Below are 17,968 nucleotides of genomic sequence, written 5' to 3' on the forward strand. Positions count from 1 at the left end.
GGGAATAAGGGGTGCGGGAGAAATTGCCGGGTGGCGCTAACGCTAACCCGGCCTACGAATGGAGAGCGATTTACAGCGCCAGCAGGCGCTCAACGGACGGCGCAAAGTAGTAGCCGCCGGTCACCGGACGGGTGAAGCGCAGCATGGCGTCACGCTTGCCGTCGGTATCGCCAAACATGCTCAGCAGCTGTTGTTCGATGTTGTAGAGGCGTGCACAGTAAGCGCAGAAGTACAGGCCGTGCGTACCGCTCGCGGTGCCGTACGGCAGGCTCTGGCGAACAATCTTCAGCCCCTTACCGTCTTCTTTAAGGTCAACGCGGGTCAGGTGGGACGTGACCGGACGCGCATCGCCGTCAATCTCTTCATTGGCGTCTTTGGTGCGGCCAATCATCATCTCCTGATCATGCACGCTCATGCGGTTGAGCTGCCTGAGGTTATGCTCCCAGCGCTGGACGAACACGTAGCTGCCGCCCGCGTCCACGCCATCCTTGATTACAGCCACCTCGCGACGCGTCTCTTCCCCGGCCGGGTTTTCGGTGCCGTCGACGAAGCCGCTCAAATCGCGCTCTTCCACCCAGCGGAAACCGTGGATCTCTTCCTGCACGTCGATGCTGTCACCAAAGGCCTCAATCGCTGCCTGAGCGACGGAGAAATTCACGTCATGGCGCAGGGAGAGGATATGAATCAGGACGTCATACTGGGTGGCGGGCGCAAGACCTTTGCCATAAGGAATAAAGTCTTTCAGCTCTTCTGCGCCTTCGCCGCCGCTCAGCTGACGCCAGACGGTATTGCCAAAGGCAACCACCGCGCCCAGATGGGCTTCGGGGAATTTGGCCTGAAAGGTGGCCAGTTTATCAACGAAAATTTTGCTGGCCGCGCGCAGGGCATCCACGTCCCCTTTGACATTGGCTTCAATCCAAATCGCCGCGCGGCAATGTTCTGGCAAAATGCCACTCTGAACCTGAGACATCGCTCCTCCTGAAAAAAAGATGCCACGACAGCGTGGCATTGATGGCGGCTATTATACCTGGATTTCAGCGAGGCGGCTTGCTCAGGCGCAAATTACTGCTTCCAGATAATTTTGCTCACTTTCCACTTTTTCAGGGTGTCGTCAGACGGCATTAACCCTTCCGGACCGTTCCAGGCGCCGCTGAATACATAGCTAATGTGCTGGCTGCCGTCGGCCTTACACTCGACCGCCACGCTGTCATCCGACGGCACGCTGGCGCAGTGGCCAAACGCTTTCTGGTAGAGCTCGCCAAACGGCGTACCTACCTTCACGCCACCTGAGGTCGGAATCTCTTCATCCATCACCGCAATGCGGTTGACCGTACCTTTATCGCCGTTGATGACCATCGCCACCTTGTCGTCTTTCAACGCTTCGAAATAGCGCACGATGTTGCCGTTCTCGGTTTTCATGCCGCTGCGCAGGCGATAATCACTGCCGATGGCCTCCTGAATGGCATCCTGATCCAGCGCCGTCGAGGCGGTGATTTTGCCCACGCCCTGCTCGGTCACTTCCGTTGAGGAGCCAAACCAGTTCCACGGATAGGCCGCAGACCAGTTGATGGATGAGAGCGTGGAACAGCCGGTTAACGCCAGCGGGAGAGCGCATAAAAGTAAACGCAGCGATTTCATTGAGACGTCCTTACGTAGTAAATCAACGCTTGTTGGAGTGCAGTATCGGCAAAAAGTGCCGTTTTAATCTGACTCTTGCGTAAAACAGGCGCGTAAACGGGGGTTCGTGACCAGCCACAGCAGCGCGACAATATCCGCCACCACCAGCGCAATCCCGATACCGGAAAGCGGCTCGCCGTACAGCCAGAGCACGGGCTGCCAGACCAGGAGCACAACCTGCGCCAGAATCAACAGCCAGCGAAGTGCGCGCCAGATGCGCGGGAGGAACTGCCGCCGACCGCTGCACAGGAACGCCAGCACCGCCGGTACACCGGGCAGTAACCCCAGCCAGAACGCATCGTGATCGGGATAAAAGAGATTCAGTAGCGTATCGCCCTGCCCGCGTGACGCGCCAGCCATCACGAACAGCACCCAGGTGCGGGCCTGCAACAGCAGAACGCACCAGAATAAAAAAGGCAGACGCAGACGACCGTGAACATCATAGTCGCCAGGGTGGAACTCAGTACTCTTCATCTTCGATCAGGCGCTTACCCAGCGTCAGTACATCCGCGTGCTCGTAGCCCAGACGTTCATACATGCCCAGCACCACGTCGTTATCTTCCCGCACCATAATCTGGATTTTCGGGCAGCCACGGGCGATCAGTTTCTTTTCCAGACGGTTAAGCAGCGCGTTGGCGATGCCGCGCGCGCGATATTCCGGGTGCACGCCCAGATAGTAGGCCGACCCGCGGTGGCCGTCGTACCCGCCCATTACCGTCCCGACCACCTCGCCGTTGACCTCAGCGACCAGAAACAGACTGACGTCGTGGTTCACCTTCCGTTCGATGTCCATTTCCGGATCGTTCCACGGACGCAGCAGATCGCAGCGCTCCCAAAGGGTGATCACCTCTTCGAAATCTTCCTGGCGAAAAACGCGTATCTCCATGGTATTAACCGCCTTTTCGGGTTTAAAAACAGTGATTATGGCGTGAACAGGGCATTTAGCCAATAACCGGGGAAAAACTCGCCAAAATTTGGCATAATGTCACTTTGTCACGTATTGAAATGAAAAGTAAAACAATTCTCAATAAGGAATGTCGTCACGCAAAACGCGATACGATATAACACCAGGACCCCAATTTTTACAATTCAGGCCGCATGAGCACATTCAAACCATTAAAAGCACTCACATCGCGTCGTCAGGTTCTCAAAGCGGGGCTGGCGGCCTTAACGTTAACAGGCATCGCAAAGCAGGCTCAGGCAAAAGAAGAGAGCTCGCTTAAAACCAGTAACGGACACAGCAAGCCTAAAACCAAAAAAGCCGGCGCAAAGCGTCTGGTCATGCTCGATCCGGGCCACGGCGGGATCGACACCGGCGCCATTGGCCGAAACGGGTCGAAAGAAAAACACGTCGTGCTGGCAATTGCAAAAAATGTGCGCGCAATTTTACGCAGCAACGGCATTGACGCCCGCCTGACGCGCACGGGCGACACGTTTATCCCGCTGTACGATCGCGTGGAAATTGCCCATAAGCACGGCGCCGACCTGTTTATGTCCATTCACGCGGATGGCTTCACAAACCCTTCCGCCGCAGGCGCATCGGTGTTCGCCCTCTCCAACCGTGGCGCCAGTAGCGCCATGGCGAAATACCTCTCCGATCGCGAAAACCGGGCGGATGAAGTGGCCGGGAAAAAAGCCACCGACAAAGACCATCTGTTGCAGCAGGTTCTGTTTGATCTCGTGCAGACCGATACCATCAAAAACAGCCTGACGCTCGGCTCGCATATCCTTAAACGGATTAAGCCCGTGCACCGTCTACACAGTAAAAGCACCGAGCAGGCCGCGTTTGTGGTGCTGAAGTCCCCGTCCATTCCGTCCGTGCTGGTGGAAACCTCGTTCATAACCAACCCGGAAGAGGAGCGTTTACTCGGCACCACGGCGTTTCGTCAGAAGATCGCGAACGCTATCGCCTCCGGGGTTATCAGTTATTTCAACTGGTTCGATAATCAAAAAGCGCACTCCAGGAAACGTTGATGAAACCGAATGCACAGCTGGTCAAAACTTTCCTGATGCAGCTACAGGACGCGATTTGCCAGAAACTGGCCGCCGCAGACGGCGGTGAATTCCAGGAAGATGCCTGGCAGCGCGAAGCGGGCGGCGGTGGACGCAGCCGCGTGCTGCGTAACGGTGGCATTTTTGAACAGGCCGGGGTCAACTTCTCCCACGTCCACGGTGATGCAATGCCGGCGTCCGCCACGGCGCATCGGCCTGAACTGGCGGGCCGCAGCTTCGAGGCGATGGGCGTCTCGCTGGTGGTGCATCCGCATAACCCGTTTGTGCCAACCAGCCACGCCAACGTGCGCTTTTTCATCGCGGAAAAACCGGGGGCCGATCCGGTCTGGTGGTTTGGCGGCGGTTTCGACTTAACGCCTTACTATGGCTTCGAAGAGGACGCCGTGCACTGGCACACCACCGCGCGCGACCTCTGCCTGCCGTTTGGCGAAGACGTTTACCCGAAATACAAAAAGTGGTGCGATGATTATTTCTATCTGAAGCATCGCGACGAGCAACGCGGCATCGGCGGGCTGTTCTTTGACGATCTCAACACGCCGGATTTTGATACCGCGTTCAGCTTTATGCGCGCAGTGGGTGAAGGCTTTACCGATGCCTATCTACCGATTGTCGAACGCCGCAAAAACACCGACTACGGCGTTCGCGAGCGTGAGTTCCAGCTGTACCGCCGCGGGCGTTACGTGGAGTTTAACCTGGTATGGGATCGCGGGACGCTGTTTGGCCTGCAAACCGGTGGGCGCACGGAGTCCATTCTGATGTCGATGCCGCCGCTGGTGCGCTGGGAATACAGCTTTGAACCCAAAGAAGGCAGCCCGGAGGCTGCCTTGCGTGAGTTTATTCGGGTTCGGGACTGGGTGTAACCCCCTCACCCCTGCCCTCTCCCAAAGGGAGAGGGAGTATAAATTCCCTCTCCCTTTGGGAGAGGGTTAGGGTGAGGGTAAAAATTACAGCGGCTGCGTCTGTGCCTCAACCACCGCCAGCGCTACCATGTTGACGATACGACGCACGGAGGCAATCGGCGTTAATACATGTACCGGTTTTGACACCCCCATCAGCACTGGCCCTACGGTCACCCCTTCAGAACTCGACACGCGCAGCAGGTTATAGCTGATACGCGCCGCTTCTACGTTCGGCATAATCAGCACGTTCGCGGAGCCTTTCAGCGGGCTGTCCGGCATACGTTCATTACGAATGCTCTCCACCAGCGCGGCGTCGCCGTGCATCTCGCCGTCGATCATCAGTTCCGGCGCACGCTCGCGCACCAGGTCCAGCGTCTGGCGCATTTTGCACGCCGCCGCGGATTTGGATGACCCGAAGTTAGAATGCGACAGCAGCGCCACTTTCGGCTCGATACCAAAGCGGCGCACGGTTTCCGCCGCCATCACGGTTATTTCCGCCAGTTCGTCCGGGGAAGGATCGTCGTTGACGTAGGTATCGGCGATAAAGGTGTTCCCGCTTGGCAGCAGCAGCGCGTTCATTGCGCCGGCAGTATGGACACCCTCGCGATAGCCGAAGATCTCCTGCACCACGCTGAAATGCTCATGGTACTCGCCGATGGTGCCGCAGATCAGCGCATCCGCCTCACCGCGGTGAACCATGATCGCGCCGATCACCGTGGTGTTGCTGATCACCGCCCGCTGCGCCTGCTCCTGGGTGATCCCGCGACGCTTCATGATCGAATAGTATTCGTTCCAGTACTCTTTGAAGCGCGGATCGGATTCGTTATTGACGATCTCAAAGTCGACGCCCGGCTTAATTTGCAGGCCCAGCTTCTGGATACGCATCTCGATCACGCTCGGACGACCAATCAGGATCGGTTTCGCCAGCCCTAAGGTGATCAGCTCCTGCGTGGCGTGCAGCACGCGCGCCTCTTCCCCTTCCGCCAGCACCACGCGCTTCGCGTCAGCGCGCGCCTGGGAGAAGATCGGCTTCATAAACAGGTTGGTTTTGTAGACGAACTCGGTGAGTTTATCGACGTAGGCATCGAAATCTTCAATCGGCCGCGTCGCCACGCCAGAGTCCATCGCCGCTTTGGCCACCGCTGGCGCGATCTTCACGATCAGACGCGGGTCAAATGGTTTAGGGATAATGTAGTCCGGGCCGAAGCTCAGATCCTGATCGCCGTAGGCGGAGGCCACCACTTCGCTCTGCTCGGCGTGCGCCAGCTCTGCGATAGCATGAACGGCGGCGAGCTTCATCTCTTCGTTGATTGCCGTAGCGCCGACGTCCAGCGCACCGCGGAAGATGAACGGGAAGCAGAGCACGTTGTTCACCTGGTTCGGGTAGTCCGAACGTCCGGTACAGATGATCGCGTCTTCACGCACTGCCTTCGCCAGCGGCGGCAGAATTTCCGGCTCCGGGTTCGCCAGGGCCAGGATCATTGGCGCGCGCGCCATCTTCTGCACCATCTCCTGGGTCAGTACTTTCGGGCCTGAACAGCCGAGGAAAATGTCGGCACCTTCAATGACGTCTTCTAGCGTGCGCTTGCCGTCGTCTTCCACCGCATAGGCCGCCTTGGTTTCCGCCATGTTTGGCTCGCGGTCTTTGTAAATCACGCCTTTGGAGTCGCAGACCACGATGTTGTGTTTCTGCATGCCCAGCGCCACCAGCAGGTTCATACAGGCGATGGCCGCGGCGCCCGCGCCGGAGACCACCATGCGCACGTCGGAGAGGTTTTTCTCCACCACACGCAGACCGTTCAGAATGGCGGCGGTACTGATGATCGCCGTGCCGTGCTGGTCGTCATGGAACACGGGAATGTTCATACGCTCGCGCAGCTTCTGCTCGATATAGAAACATTCCGGCGCTTTGATGTCTTCCAGGTTGATGCCGCCGAAGGTCGGCTCCAGCGCCGCCACCACGTTGATGAATTTATCCGGGTCCAGTTCGTCCACTTCAATATCGAAGACGTCGATACCGGCAAATTTCTTAAACAGAACGCCCTTCCCTTCCATCACCGGCTTACCGGCCAGCGCGCCAATGTTTCCTAACCCCAGTACCGCCGTACCGTTAGAGATCACGGCCACCAGGTTGCCACGGGCGGTGTATTTGTACGCTGCCAGCGGATCTTTTTCGATTTCAAGGCACGGAGCGGCTACGCCTGGCGAGTAGGCCAGCGCCAGATCGCGCTGAGTCGCCAGCGGTTTGGTCGGGGATACCTGGATTTTACCCGGAACAGGAAACTCGTGAAAATCGAGAGCGCTTTGTTTTAACTGATCATCCATCTTGTTATTCCTTTCACGTTTCGGTCAAAAAGGGTGATGTTGACGTTCCTATGCACACCCTGGTGTGCCGCATAGTATCGCCGCAGGCAGGCTCCTAAACTTTGAAGGCTGCCAAACTCTCACCATTGCAGAATAAAAATTGTTATCAATTTATAACAGCCATGTTACCCGTCTCAGACAGCAATGCCTCCCCCGTCTGCTATGCTTTTTTGTTAAGTCCATCATGATTTTCTCAGAAGTGTGACCTGACGCACTCGACTAACTCTTTTATTTCCAAGGAGTAATTATGAACCAGCTAGACGGCATCAAACAATTTACCACCGTGGTTGCAGACAGCGGCGACATCGAATCGATTCGTCACTACCAGCCGGAAGACGCGACCACCAACCCCTCGCTGCTGCTCAAGGCGGCCGGTCTTGCGCACTTTAGTCATCTGATTGATGACGCCCTTGCCTACGGCAAACAGCGCGGTAAAACGCAGGAGCAGCAGGTCGCCGAAGCCAGTGACAAGCTGGCGGTCAATATCGGTGCGGAAATTCTTAAAAGCATACCGGGACGCGTCTCCACCGAAGTGGATGCCCGCCTCTCATTCGACCAGGAAAAGAGCATTAGCAAGGCTCGCCGCCTGGTGGAACTCTACCAGGAGCAGGGGATCGATAAATCACGCATCCTGATCAAGCTTGCCTCCACCTGGGAAGGCATCCGCGCGGCGGAAGTGCTGGAGAAAGAGGGGATCAACTGTAACCTGACGCTGCTGTTCTCCTTCGCCCAGGCGCGTGCCTGCGCCGAAGCGGGCGTGTTCCTGATTTCACCGTTTGTCGGGCGTATCTACGACTGGTATCAGGCAAAACAGCCGATGGATCCGTATGTGGTGGACGAAGATCCCGGCGTGAAATCGGTGCGTAATATCTACGATTATTACAAGCAGCACCGCTACGAGACCATCGTGATGGGGGCCAGCTTCCGCCGCACCGAGCAGATCCTCGCGCTCGCGGGCTGCGACCGGCTGACCATCTCCCCAGACCTGCTGAAGAAGCTTCAGGAGAGTGAAGAGACGGTGATCCGCAAGCTGGTGCCAACCTCCACCGTTCTGCCAAAACCAAAACCCATGACCGAAGCGGAATTCCGCTGGGAGCACAATCAGGATCCAATGGCCGTGGAAAAACTGGCGGACGGCATCCGTCAGTTCGCCGTCGACCAGCGCAAACTCGAAGATCTTCTCGCCGCCAAACTTTAACCTTGCCACGGAGTGAACTATGTCCCGTAAAGAGCTCGCCAACGCCATTCGCGCCCTCAGCATGGATGCCGTACAAAAAGCCAATTCCGGCCACCCTGGCGCCCCCATGGGTATGGCTGATATCGCCGAAGTGCTGTGGAACGACTTCCTGAAGCACAACCCTACCGATCCGACCTGGTACGACCGCGACCGTTTTATTCTTTCCAACGGGCACGCCTCGATGCTGCTCTACAGCCTGCTGCACCTTTCCGGCTACGATCTGCCGCTTGAGGAATTAAAAAACTTCCGCCAGCTGCACTCCAAAACGCCGGGCCACCCGGAGATCGGCTATACGCCGGGCGTTGAAACCACTACCGGCCCGCTGGGCCAGGGGCTGGCGAATGCGGTTGGCCTGGCGATTGCCGAACGTACGCTGGCCGCGCAGTTCAACCAGCCCGACCACGAGATTGTCGATCACTATACCTATGTCTTTATGGGCGACGGCTGTCTGATGGAGGGGATCTCTCACGAGGTCTGTTCTCTGGCGGGCACCCTGGGGCTGGGCAAGCTGATTGGCTTCTACGATCACAACGGTATCTCCATTGACGGGGAAACCGAGGGCTGGTTTACCGACGATACGGCGAAACGCTTTGAAGCCTATCACTGGCACGTGGTGCACGAGATCGACGGTCACGATCCAGAGGCGGTGAAAAAAGCGATTCAGGAAGCGCAGAGCGTGAAGGACAAACCGTCCCTGATCATCTGCCGCACCACCATCGGCTTCGGCTCGCCGAACAAAGCGGGCAAAGAGGAGGCGCACGGCGCGGCGCTGGGTGAAGAGGAAGTGGCGCTGACCCGCCAGAAACTGGGCTGGAAACACCCGGCCTTTGAGATCCCAAAAGAGATCTACAAGGCCTGGGATGCTCGCGAAACAGGTGAAAAAGCGCAGCAGGCCTGGAACGAGAAGTTTGCCGCCTACAAAAAAGCGTATCCGGAGCTGGCGGCTGAGTTTACCCGCCGCATGAGCGGCGGCCTGCCGGAAGACTGGGAAGAGAAAACCCAGGCGCTGATTGAAAACCTGCAATCCAACCCGGCGAAAATTGCCACCCGTAAGGCATCACAAAACACCCTTAACGCGATTGGCCCAATCCTGCCCGAACTGCTGGGCGGCTCGGCGGATCTGGCGCCAAGTAACCTTACCATCTGGTCCGGCTCTAAATCCCTGAAGGAGGACATTGCCGGGAACTACATCCACTACGGCGTGCGCGAGTTTGGGATGACCGCCATTGCCAACGGCATCGCCCACCATGGCGGCTTCGTGCCGTACACCGCCACCTTCCTGATGTTTGTCGAATATGCCCGTAACGCGGCGCGTATGGCGGCCCTGATGAAGGCGCGGCAAATCATGGTGTACACCCACGACTCTATCGGGCTGGGTGAAGATGGGCCGACGCACCAGGCGGTAGAGCAGCTGGCGAGCCTGCGCTTAACGCCAAACTTCAGCACCTGGCGTCCTTGCGATCAGGTGGAAGCGGCAGTGGGCTGGAAGCTGGCCGTAGAGCGTCATAACGGACCCACGGCGCTGATCCTGTCGCGCCAGAACCTGGCGCAGATCGAGCGCACGCCGGAGCAGGTGAAAAATATCGCCCGCGGCGGGTACATCCTGAAAGACAGCGGCGGCAAGCCAGACGTGATCCTGATCGCCACCGGTTCCGAGGTGGAAATCACGGTAAAAGCGGCGGAGAAACTGACCGCCGAAGGTCACGCGGTGCGCGTGGTTTCCCTGCCTTCAACGGATATCTTTGATGCTCAGGATGAGGCGTACCGCGAATCGGTGCTGCCTTCAAACGTCGCGGCGCGCGTGGCGGTCGAAGCTGGCATTGCCGACTACTGGTACAAATATGTGGGTCTGAAAGGGGCAATTGTCGGGATGCATGGTTACGGTGAATCCGCCCCGGCCGACAAGTTGTTCCCGTATTTCGGCTTTACCGTTGAGAACGTGGTGGAGAAGGCGCTAAGCGTGCTGTAGTGCTTTTGCCGGGTGACGCTGTCGTTTACCCGGCCTGCGGTTCGAGGCTTTGTAGGCCGGGTAAGGCGTAGCCGCCACCCGGCTTTTTCACACCACTCTTACCCCTGCCGCCATCACCCGCTCCGGCGTTAATAACACACTTTCTCGGGCGTCATCGGTTTCCGCGCAGAGCAACATGCATTCAGACGTTTCACCGCGCATTTTAGCCTTTGCCAGGTTACACAACACCACCACCGTTTTGCCCATCAGCTCCTCTTCCCGGTAATACGGCACCAGGCTGGTGACGGTTTGCAACGTTCTGTCTCCCACCTCTATCTGCGCAATATAGAGCTTGTCCGCATTGGCGTGACGTTTAACGTCAACAATCTTCCCCACGCGGATCTCGAGCTTTGCAAAATCATCGTACGCTACCGTTTCCACTTTTGCCCCCTGGTAAAATTTTACTAAATACTAACACGGTAACTGGCGAGAGCAACAGGGATGTTATTTACTAAAAATTAATGCATGTCCGAACGCATCCTTTACAATAAGCTATCTCGTGGGGAATAAGGACAAACATGGCAACGCTGAAAGACATCGCGACGGAAGCTGGCGTCTCGCTGGCAACGGTATCCCGGGTTTTAAACGATGACCCGACGCTGAATGTGAAAGAAGAGACGAAACACCGCATTCTGGAGATTGCCGAGAAGCTGGAATACAAAAGCACGACCTCCCGTAAAATGCAGTCTGTCGCTGCCGGTCAGCAACATATTCTGGCGCTCTACAGCTACCAGCAGGAACTGGAGATCAACGACCCTTACTATCTTGCCATTCGCCACGGCATTGAGACGCAGTGCGAAAAACTGGGGGTCGAACTGAGTAACTGCTACGCTAATGCCACCCTGCCGGAGCTGAAAAAGCTCACCGGGGTGTTGATTGTAGGCAAACCCTCCCCTGCGCTTCGACGTGCGGCAATGTCGTTGACCGACAACGTCTGTTTTATCGACTTTCACGAGCCAGGCAGCGAGTACGATTCTGTCGATATTGACCTTTCGCGCATCAGCAAGCAGATCGTGGATTTCTTTATTGCTCAGGGAGTTAAGCGGATTGGCTTTATCGGCGGCGAAGATGAGCCAGGCAAGGCTGATATTCGGGAAGCCGCCTTCGTGGAGTACGGGCTCCTGAAAGGGGTGGTATCGGAACAGGACATCTGGCGCGGCGGTTTTTCCAGCTCGTCCGGTTATGAACTGGCAAAAATCATGCTGGCACAACAGTGCTGGCCTTCCGCCTTGTTCGTGGCCTCCGATTCCATCGCCATCGGGGTGTTACGCGCCATCCACGAAAAAGGGCTGGCGATCCCGGAAGATATTTCACTGATCAGCGTGAACGACATTCCAACCGCCCGCTTTACCTTCCCGCCTCTTTCCACCGTGCGCATTCACTCTGAAATGATGGGCAGCCAGGGCGTTAATCTGCTGCTGGAAAAGGCCCGCGATGGCCGCGCGCTACCGCTTCAGGTCTTTGTCCCGAGCGTACTGAAGCTGCGCGGCACCACCCGCTGATTTCCACCTGTTAACTCTCCCGCCGGGCACGCCCGGCTTTTTTAATTTCGTGATCGAGTTAAAGCAAATCGGTTTTACTGATTTTATTTAGTAAAATATTTACTAAAATCTCCAGCAATGATGTTTTACCCCTACAGGGAGATCACATGAATCGCTGGGAAAATATTCAACTCACGCATGAAAACCGGCTCCCGCCGCGTGCGTACTTCTTCTCTTATGACACCGTTTCCCGGGCGCGCACGTTTGCGCGTGAAGCCAGCAGCCACTTTCTGTCGCTAAGCGGAAAGTGGAACTTTCGCTTCTTCACGAACCCGCTGCTTGTCCCGGAAAACTTTACCTCAGAATACATGGCCAACTGGGGCGATATTACCGTGCCGGGCATGTGGCAGATGGAAGGTCACGGCCAGTTGCAGTACACCGACGAAGGCTTTCCTTTCCCGGTGGACGTACCATGGGTGCCGTCAGACAACCCGACCGGGGCATACCAGCGCTGGTTTACGCTTTCTGAAAGCTGGCAAGAGAAACAGACCCTTATCAAGTTTGACGGCGTCGAAACCTATTTCGAAGTCTACGTGAATGGCCGCTATATAGGCTTTAGCAAAGGCAGCCGACTGTCTGCCGAGTTTGATATCAGCGATGCGGTACACAGCGGGCAAAACCTGTTGTGCGTGCGGGTTATGCAGTGGGCAGATTCCACCTACATTGAGGATCAGGACATGTGGTGGACGGCGGGGATATTCCGCGACGTCTACCTGCTGGGAAAATCACTCACGCATGTCCGCGATTTCACGGTTAAAACCACCTTTGACGAGGCATACCGGGACGCCACCCTCTTCTGTCAGCTTGAGCTGGAAAACCTTGCTGCACGCCCTGGCTGTGTTCAACTGGATTATACCCTGTACGACGGCGGGACAATGCTGCACCAGGGAACAACCGACAACCTGACCGTCAGCGAGCGTGCGGAAACCGCCTTCAGCATTGAGGTGAGGCATCCCCGCCAGTGGTCCGCTGAATCGCCGGATCTTTATCATCTGGTCATGACTTTAAAAGATAACCATGGCCAGACGCTGGAAATCATCCCGCAGCGCATCGGGTTTCGGGATATCAAGGTGAAAGACGGCCTGTTCTACGTTAACAACCGTTATCTGAAGCTGCACGGCGTCAATCGTCATGACAACGATCATCTGAGGGGCCGCGCGGTGGGGATGGATCGCGTGGAGCGCGACCTGATCCTGATGAAGCAGCACAATATCAACTCGGTACGTACCGCCCACTACCCGAACGACCCGCGCTTTTACGAGCTTTGCGACCTGTACGGCCTGTTTGTGATGGCTGAAACGGATGTGGAATCTCACGGCTTCGCCAACGTCGGCGACCTGAGCCGCATTACGGACGATCCGGTGTGGGAGCCGGTCTACGTTGAGCGTATCGAACGCCATATTCACGCGCAGAAAAATCATCCGTCGATCATCATCTGGTCGCTCGGAAATGAGTCCGGCTACGGCTGTAACATCCGCGCGATGGCCCGTGCGGCAAAAGCGCTGGATGATACTCGCCTGCTTCACTACGAAGAAGATCGCGACGCCGAGGTGGTGGACATTATCTCCACCATGTATACCCGCGTACCGCTGATGAATCTGTTTGGCGAATACCCGCACGCCAAACCGCGCATTATCTGCGAATACGCCCATGCGATGGGCAACGGTCCCGGCGGGTTGACCGAGTATCAGAACGTGTTCGATCGCCACGACTGCATTCAGGGGCATTATGTCTGGGAGTGGTGCGACCACGGTATTCAGAAAACAGACGCCAGCGGCAACATCTGGTACGCCTATGGCGGCGACTTCGGTGATTACCCCAATAATTACAACTTCTGCCTCGACGGGCTGATCTACTCCGATCAAACGCCCGGGCCAGGTTTGCGTGAGTACAAGCAGGTGATCGCCCCGGTCAAACTGCGCTGGCAAAACGGTGAGCTGCACGTTGATAACCGCTTATGGTTCACCAGCCTGGATGATTACACCCTGCTCACGGAGGTGCGTGCGGAAGGTGAAACGCTGCACAGCGAGCCACTGAACATCACCGGGTTGGCCCCCAACAGCTCCCGCAGCGTCAGCCTGCACGTGCCGGAACTGGACGAGCGCGAAGCATTTCTGACTGTACGTATTATCAAAAACAGTCCCACGCGCTACAGCGAGGTCGGGCACGAGATCGCGGTGTATCAGTTCCCGTTAAAAGGCCGCACGGCACGCCCGACACCGTTTATCAACACCAGTGCCACTCCGCTGCGTCTGGAGGAAGATCGCCTGAGCTGCACCGTGACCGGGCATAACTTCCGCGCGAGCTTCTCTAAAGTATCGGGAAAACTCAGCGCCTGGCAGGTGAACGGTGAGGAATACCTTACCCGTGAGCCGAAGATTAACTTCTTCAAGCCCATGATTGATAACCATAAGCAGGAGTATGAAGGGCTGTGGCAGCCGTATCATTTCCAGATCATGCAGGAGCACCTGCGCGGTTTCGAGGTTGAGCAGCATGACGATGCGATCATCGTCACCACCCGTACCCTGATTGCCCCGCCAGTGTTTGATTTTGGCATGCGCTGTACCTATCGCTGGCGCATCGCCGCCGACGGGCAGATCAACGTTGAGCTATGCGGTGAGCGCTACGGCGAGTACCCACACATTATTCCGTGCATCGGCTTTACGCTTGGCATCAACGGCGGTTTCGATCAGGTGAGCTACTACGGGCGAGGGCCGGGTGAAAACTATCCGGACAGCCAGCAGGCCAGCACCATCGACCTGTGGCACACCACGGTTGATAAGATGTTTGAAAATTATCCGTTCCCGCAAAACAACGGCAACCGTCAGCAGGTGCGCTGGGCCTCCCTCGCGGATCGTCATGGCAGCGGCGTGCTGGTCGTACCGCAACAGCCTCTCCACTTCAGCGCCTGGCACTACACGGCTGAGAACATTCACGCCGCACAGCACTGCAACGAACTGCGCCGCTGCGATGACATTACGCTTAATCTTGACCACCAGGTGCTGGGCTTAGGCTCCAATTCCTGGGGAAGTGAGGTACTGGAGAGCTGGCGCGTCTGGTTCAGTCCGTTCCGCTACGGCTTCACATTGCTCCCGCTCAATGGCGGCCGCATCGCCTCGATGGCGCTGGCACGCCAGCAATTCGGCACCGGTTTCTTCTCCATGGATTTGCACAGCGAGGCAGACAAATGATCGTTCTTGAGAGCCTGGAACAGTTTCAACAGCATTACCGCACGGGTCGCAAATGGCAGCGCTGCTCAGAAGCCATTAACAATATCGATAATATCTCGCCCGGCGTAGCCCATTCGATTGGCGATTCGCTGGCCTACCGTGTGACCAATGATGCCAGCACCGACGCGCTGTTTGTCGGGCATCGCCGCTATTTCGAGGTGCATTACTACCTTCAGGGCGCGCAGAAAATTGAATATGCCGCCAAAGATGCGCTTCAGACAGTGGAGTGTTACCGCGATGAGACCGATCGAGAATACCTGAAAGGCGTGGGTACCACCGAACAGGTGCGCGAGGGGCAGATCGTAATTTGTGAGAACCATGAGGCGTATCGCTTTATCAGCGAGGAGCCGGTCAAAAAAGTCATTCTCAATGTGACCATCGAAGACGGTTATTTCCATAACAAATAAAAAAACGAGCGGTGCCAATGAAGCACCGCTAGCCTCTTACCCGGAGAAACGTTATGTCTGAAACCACCAAACGCAATACCATCGGCAAATTCGGCCTGCTGTCGCTGACCTTTGCCGCCGTGTTTAGTTTTAACAACGTGATCAATAATAATATCGAACTCGGACTTGCCTCCGCGCCGATGTTCTTTTTAGCAACCCTGTTCTATTTTATCCCGTTCTGCTTAATTATCGCTGAGTTTGTCTCGTTGAATAAAAACTCAGAAGCTGGAGTTTATGCCTGGGTAAAAAGTTCACTCGGCGGGCGCTGGGCATTTATTACCGCTTATACATACTGGTTCGTGAATTTATTCTTCTTCACCTCGTTATTACCGCGCGTCATTGCCTATGCCTCTTATGCCTTTCTTGGCTATGAGTACATTCTCACACCATTTGCCACAACGGTGCTAAGTATGGTGCTGTTCGCCTTCTCAACGTGGGTCTCCACCAACGGGGCGAAGATGCTGGGGCCAATTACGTCTGTAACCTCCACGCTGATGCTGCTGCTGACGCTCTCTTACATTCTGCTGGCGGGCGCGGCGCTAATGGGTGGGGTGCAGCCCGCTGATCCGATTACCGTCGACGCGATGATCCCGCATTTTAACTGGGCATTCCTCGGCATTACCACCTGGATATTTATGGCTGCCGGGGGCGCGGAATCCGTCGCGGTGTACGTAAACGATGTGAAAGGCGGTTCGAAATCTTTCGTTAAAGTGATCATCCTGGCGGGGATCTTTATCGGCGTGCTGTACTCCATCTCCTCGGTACTGATCAACGTCTTTATCAGCAGCAAAGCGTTGAAGTTTACCGGGGGTTCGGTGCAGGTGTTCCACGGTCTGGCGGTGTGGTTTGGCCTGCCGGAAGTGTTGATGAACCGTTTCGTCGGTCTGGTTTCCTTTACCGCCATGTTCGGCTCCCTGCTGATGTGGACGGCGACGCCGGTCAAAATCTTTTTCTCGGAGATCCCGACCGGCATTTTTGGTCCGAAAACCGTGGCGCTGAACGAAAACGGCGTACCGGCGCGGGCGGCCTGGATCCAGTATTTGATTGTGATCCCACTGATGATTATCCCGACCATGGGCTCCAGTACCGCGCAGGAGCTGATGAACACCGTCATCAATATGACCGCAGCAGCCTCAATGTTACCGCCGCTGTTTATTATGCTGGCCTACCTCAACCTGCGTCGTAAGCTCGATCACCTGCCGCGCGATTTCAGGATGGGTTCACGAACCACGGGTATAACCATAGTGTCGATGCTGATTGTTATTTTCGCCATTGGTTTTGTGGCATCCACTTTCCCTACCGGTGCCAATATTCTGACGATTATTTTCTATAACGTCGGTGGCATTGTTTTATTCCTCGGATTTGCCTGGTGGAAATACAGCAAATACGTAAACGGATTATCAAAAGAACAACAAAAAATTGAAGCATCACCTGCCTCGAATATTAACTGAAATAAAAGGCATGGATTTTATCTCATTGGGATGAGTTTATGAAAATTAAACAAAAAACATTTTGGGCACTCGCTGCCCTCTCTTTCTGCTGCCCTGCTATTGCCGCAGAAGATGCCCGGCCCGCTGAACATGACGATACCAAAACACCGGCAATAACCTCCCCGTCATTTCGTTTTTATGGCGAGATGGGCGTCGGTGGGTATATGGATTTAGAAGGTCAGGATAAACATAAATACAGCGACGGCACTTATATTGAGGGCGGTCTGGAGATAAAACAGGGGAACTGGTTCGGCCTGATTTACGGCGAAGGCTGGACCGTACAGGCGGATCATCAGGGCAACGCTTGGGTGCCCGATCACAGCTGGGGCGGGTTTGAAGGTGGGATTAACCGCTTCTACGGCGGTTACAAAACCGATAACAGCACCGAGATCATGCTCAGCCTGCGCCAGGACTCGTCTCTCGATGACCTGCAATGGTGGGGCGATTTTACGCCGGATCTGGGTTATGTGATCCCCAACACCCGCGACATCTTGTACGCACTAAAGGTGCAAAACCTCTCCGGCAACCTGCGCTACAGCGTCACCGCCACGCCAGCGGGTCACCATGACGAAAGCAAGGCCTGGCTACACTTCGGCAAATACGATCGTTATGACGACAAATATACCTATCCGGCAATGGCGAATGGCTATATTCAGTACGACATCCTGAAAGATGTCACCTGGATGAACGGTCTTGAAATTACCGACGGTACAGGCCAGCTCTTTTTAACAGGCGTTTTGACACCCAACCTGGCGGCACGCGCGTGGCATCATACCGGACGGGCAGATGGACAGAACGTCTCCGGCACGGAGAGCGGATTTATGGTCAGCGCCATGGTGGAAGCCCTGAAAGGCGTTTATCTCTCCACTGCTTACAGCTACGCGAAACATCGTCCGGACGATGCGGCTGAAAAAACTACCTCGTTTATGCAGTTCGGGATTTGGTACGAGTACGGCGGCGGGCGTTTTGCCACCGCTGCCGACAGCCGCTTCTATATGAAAAATGCCTCCGGCGACCCGAGCGATCAGGTCTTCCTGATGCAATACTTCTACTGGTAAAAAGG

15 protein-coding genes are annotated in these 17,968 nt (G+C 56.0%); 9 read left to right on the top strand and 6 right to left on the bottom strand.

What is annotated here, in order from left to right; all coding sequences use genetic code 11:
- Positions 1–70: 70 nt before the first annotated feature.
- From L463_RS03220 to L463_RS03205, 4 genes are all read right to left on the bottom strand, one after another.
- Positions 71–970: a Dyp-type peroxidase gene (locus tag L463_RS03220; RefSeq protein WP_017383480.1), complete on the bottom strand. Its 900-nt coding sequence runs from the start codon at positions 968–970 to the stop codon at positions 71–73.
- Between the two features lie 92 nt (positions 971–1,062).
- A complete protein-coding gene (locus tag L463_RS03215; RefSeq protein WP_032102764.1) occupies positions 1,063–1,638 on the bottom strand; it encodes an RpoE-regulated lipoprotein in 576 nt (191 codons plus the stop codon).
- Between the two features lie 63 nt (positions 1,639–1,701).
- Entirely contained in the window at positions 1,702–2,151 is a 450-nt protein-coding gene (locus L463_RS03210; RefSeq protein WP_032102765.1) for a DUF2919 domain-containing protein, read from the bottom strand.
- Complete coding sequence (locus L463_RS03205; RefSeq protein WP_003861292.1) at positions 2,138–2,563, bottom strand: GNAT family acetyltransferase; 426 nt, start codon at positions 2,561–2,563, stop codon at positions 2,138–2,140. The genes L463_RS03210 and L463_RS03205 overlap by 14 nt, the downstream gene beginning before the upstream one ends.
- 212 nt (positions 2,564–2,775) lie before the next feature.
- Here L463_RS03205 and amiA point away from each other — a divergent pair, with 212 nt between their 5' ends.
- Positions 2,776–3,651: an N-acetylmuramoyl-L-alanine amidase AmiA gene (gene amiA, locus L463_RS03200; protein WP_015572219.1), complete on the top strand. Its 876-nt coding sequence runs from the start codon at positions 2,776–2,778 to the stop codon at positions 3,649–3,651.
- Entirely contained in the window at positions 3,651–4,550 is a 900-nt protein-coding gene (gene hemF, locus L463_RS03195; protein WP_032102767.1) for an oxygen-dependent coproporphyrinogen oxidase, read from the top strand. The genes amiA and hemF overlap by 1 nt, the downstream gene beginning before the upstream one ends.
- Before the next feature lie 84 nt (positions 4,551–4,634).
- Here the strand turns inward: hemF and maeB are convergent, their stop codons facing one another.
- On the bottom strand, positions 4,635–6,914 hold the full coding sequence (gene maeB, locus L463_RS03190) for an NADP-dependent oxaloacetate-decarboxylating malate dehydrogenase (RefSeq protein WP_023295115.1): 2,280 nt from the start codon (positions 6,912–6,914) through the stop codon (positions 4,635–4,637).
- A 286-nt stretch (positions 6,915–7,200) separates the two neighbouring features.
- Here maeB and tal point away from each other — a divergent pair, with 286 nt between their 5' ends.
- Both tal and tkt read left to right on the top strand, forming a co-directional pair.
- Positions 7,201–8,151 carry a transaldolase gene (tal, locus tag L463_RS03185; protein WP_015572217.1) on the top strand — a complete coding sequence of 317 codons (951 nt, stop codon included), beginning with the start codon at positions 7,201–7,203 and terminating at the stop codon, positions 8,149–8,151.
- A gap of 19 nt (positions 8,152–8,170) precedes the next feature.
- The gene (tkt, locus tag L463_RS03180; RefSeq protein ID WP_015572216.1) at positions 8,171–10,159 is read left to right on the top strand and encodes a transketolase; all 1,989 of its coding nucleotides are present in this window, start codon (positions 8,171–8,173) and stop codon (positions 10,157–10,159) included.
- An 87-nt stretch (positions 10,160–10,246) separates the two neighbouring features.
- Here tkt and L463_RS03175 read toward each other — a convergent pair whose 3' ends face one another.
- On the bottom strand, positions 10,247–10,579 hold the full coding sequence (locus L463_RS03175) for a tRNA-binding protein (protein WP_017383485.1): 333 nt from the start codon (positions 10,577–10,579) through the stop codon (positions 10,247–10,249).
- Positions 10,580–10,716: 137 nt separating this feature from the next.
- On the opposite strand from L463_RS03175, the gene ebgR reads away from it, so the two are divergent.
- From ebgR to ygjJ, 5 genes are all read left to right on the top strand, one after another.
- Positions 10,717–11,700 (top strand): transcriptional regulator EbgR, encoded by a 984-nt coding sequence (gene ebgR / locus L463_RS03170; RefSeq protein WP_015572215.1) that lies wholly within the window; start codon positions 10,717–10,719, stop codon positions 11,698–11,700.
- Positions 11,701–11,846: 146 nt separating this feature from the next.
- Positions 11,847–14,930 carry a beta-galactosidase subunit alpha gene (gene ebgA, locus L463_RS03165; protein ID WP_032102770.1) on the top strand — a complete coding sequence of 1,028 codons (3,084 nt, stop codon included), beginning with the start codon at positions 11,847–11,849 and terminating at the stop codon, positions 14,928–14,930.
- Positions 14,927–15,376: a beta-galactosidase subunit beta gene (locus L463_RS03160; protein WP_015572213.1), complete on the top strand. Its 450-nt coding sequence runs from the start codon at positions 14,927–14,929 to the stop codon at positions 15,374–15,376. The genes ebgA and L463_RS03160 overlap by 4 nt, the downstream gene beginning before the upstream one ends.
- Before the next feature lie 53 nt (positions 15,377–15,429).
- A complete protein-coding gene (locus tag L463_RS03155) occupies positions 15,430–16,866 on the top strand; it encodes an amino acid permease (protein WP_015572212.1) in 1,437 nt (478 codons plus the stop codon).
- A 38-nt stretch (positions 16,867–16,904) separates the two neighbouring features.
- Positions 16,905–17,963, top strand: coding sequence for a protein YgjJ (gene ygjJ, locus L463_RS03150; RefSeq protein ID WP_032102771.1), 1,059 nt, complete (start codon positions 16,905–16,907; stop codon positions 17,961–17,963).
- Positions 17,964–17,968 lie beyond the last annotated feature (5 nt).

The organism is Enterobacter sp. BIDMC 27, from assembly GCF_000534415.1.
GTDB lineage: Bacteria > Pseudomonadota > Gammaproteobacteria > Enterobacterales > Enterobacteriaceae > Enterobacter > Enterobacter hormaechei_C.

Coding starts and splice junctions, on each gene's coding strand:
- L463_RS03220 (WP_017383480.1), bottom strand. CDS start 970: ATGTCTCAGGTTCAGAGTGGCATTTTGCCAGAACATTGCCGCGCGGCG.
- L463_RS03215 (WP_032102764.1), bottom strand. CDS start 1,638: ATGAAATCGCTGCGTTTACTTTTATGCGCTCTCCCGCTGGCGTTAACC.
- L463_RS03210 (WP_032102765.1), bottom strand. CDS start 2,151: ATGAAGAGTACTGAGTTCCACCCTGGCGACTATGATGTTCACGGTCGT.
- L463_RS03205 (WP_003861292.1), bottom strand. CDS start 2,563: ATGGAGATACGCGTTTTTCGCCAGGAAGATTTCGAAGAGGTGATCACC.
- amiA (WP_015572219.1), top strand. CDS start 2,776: ATGAGCACATTCAAACCATTAAAAGCACTCACATCGCGTCGTCAGGTT.
- hemF (WP_032102767.1), top strand. CDS start 3,651: ATGAAACCGAATGCACAGCTGGTCAAAACTTTCCTGATGCAGCTACAG.
- maeB (WP_023295115.1), bottom strand. CDS start 6,914: ATGGATGATCAGTTAAAACAAAGCGCTCTCGATTTTCACGAGTTTCCT.
- tal (WP_015572217.1), top strand. CDS start 7,201: ATGAACCAGCTAGACGGCATCAAACAATTTACCACCGTGGTTGCAGAC.
- tkt (WP_015572216.1), top strand. CDS start 8,171: ATGTCCCGTAAAGAGCTCGCCAACGCCATTCGCGCCCTCAGCATGGAT.
- ebgR (WP_015572215.1), top strand. CDS start 10,717: ATGGCAACGCTGAAAGACATCGCGACGGAAGCTGGCGTCTCGCTGGCA.
- ebgA (WP_032102770.1), top strand. CDS start 11,847: ATGAATCGCTGGGAAAATATTCAACTCACGCATGAAAACCGGCTCCCG.
- L463_RS03160 (WP_015572213.1), top strand. CDS start 14,927: ATGATCGTTCTTGAGAGCCTGGAACAGTTTCAACAGCATTACCGCACG.
- L463_RS03155 (WP_015572212.1), top strand. CDS start 15,430: ATGTCTGAAACCACCAAACGCAATACCATCGGCAAATTCGGCCTGCTG.
- ygjJ (WP_032102771.1), top strand. CDS start 16,905: ATGAAAATTAAACAAAAAACATTTTGGGCACTCGCTGCCCTCTCTTTC.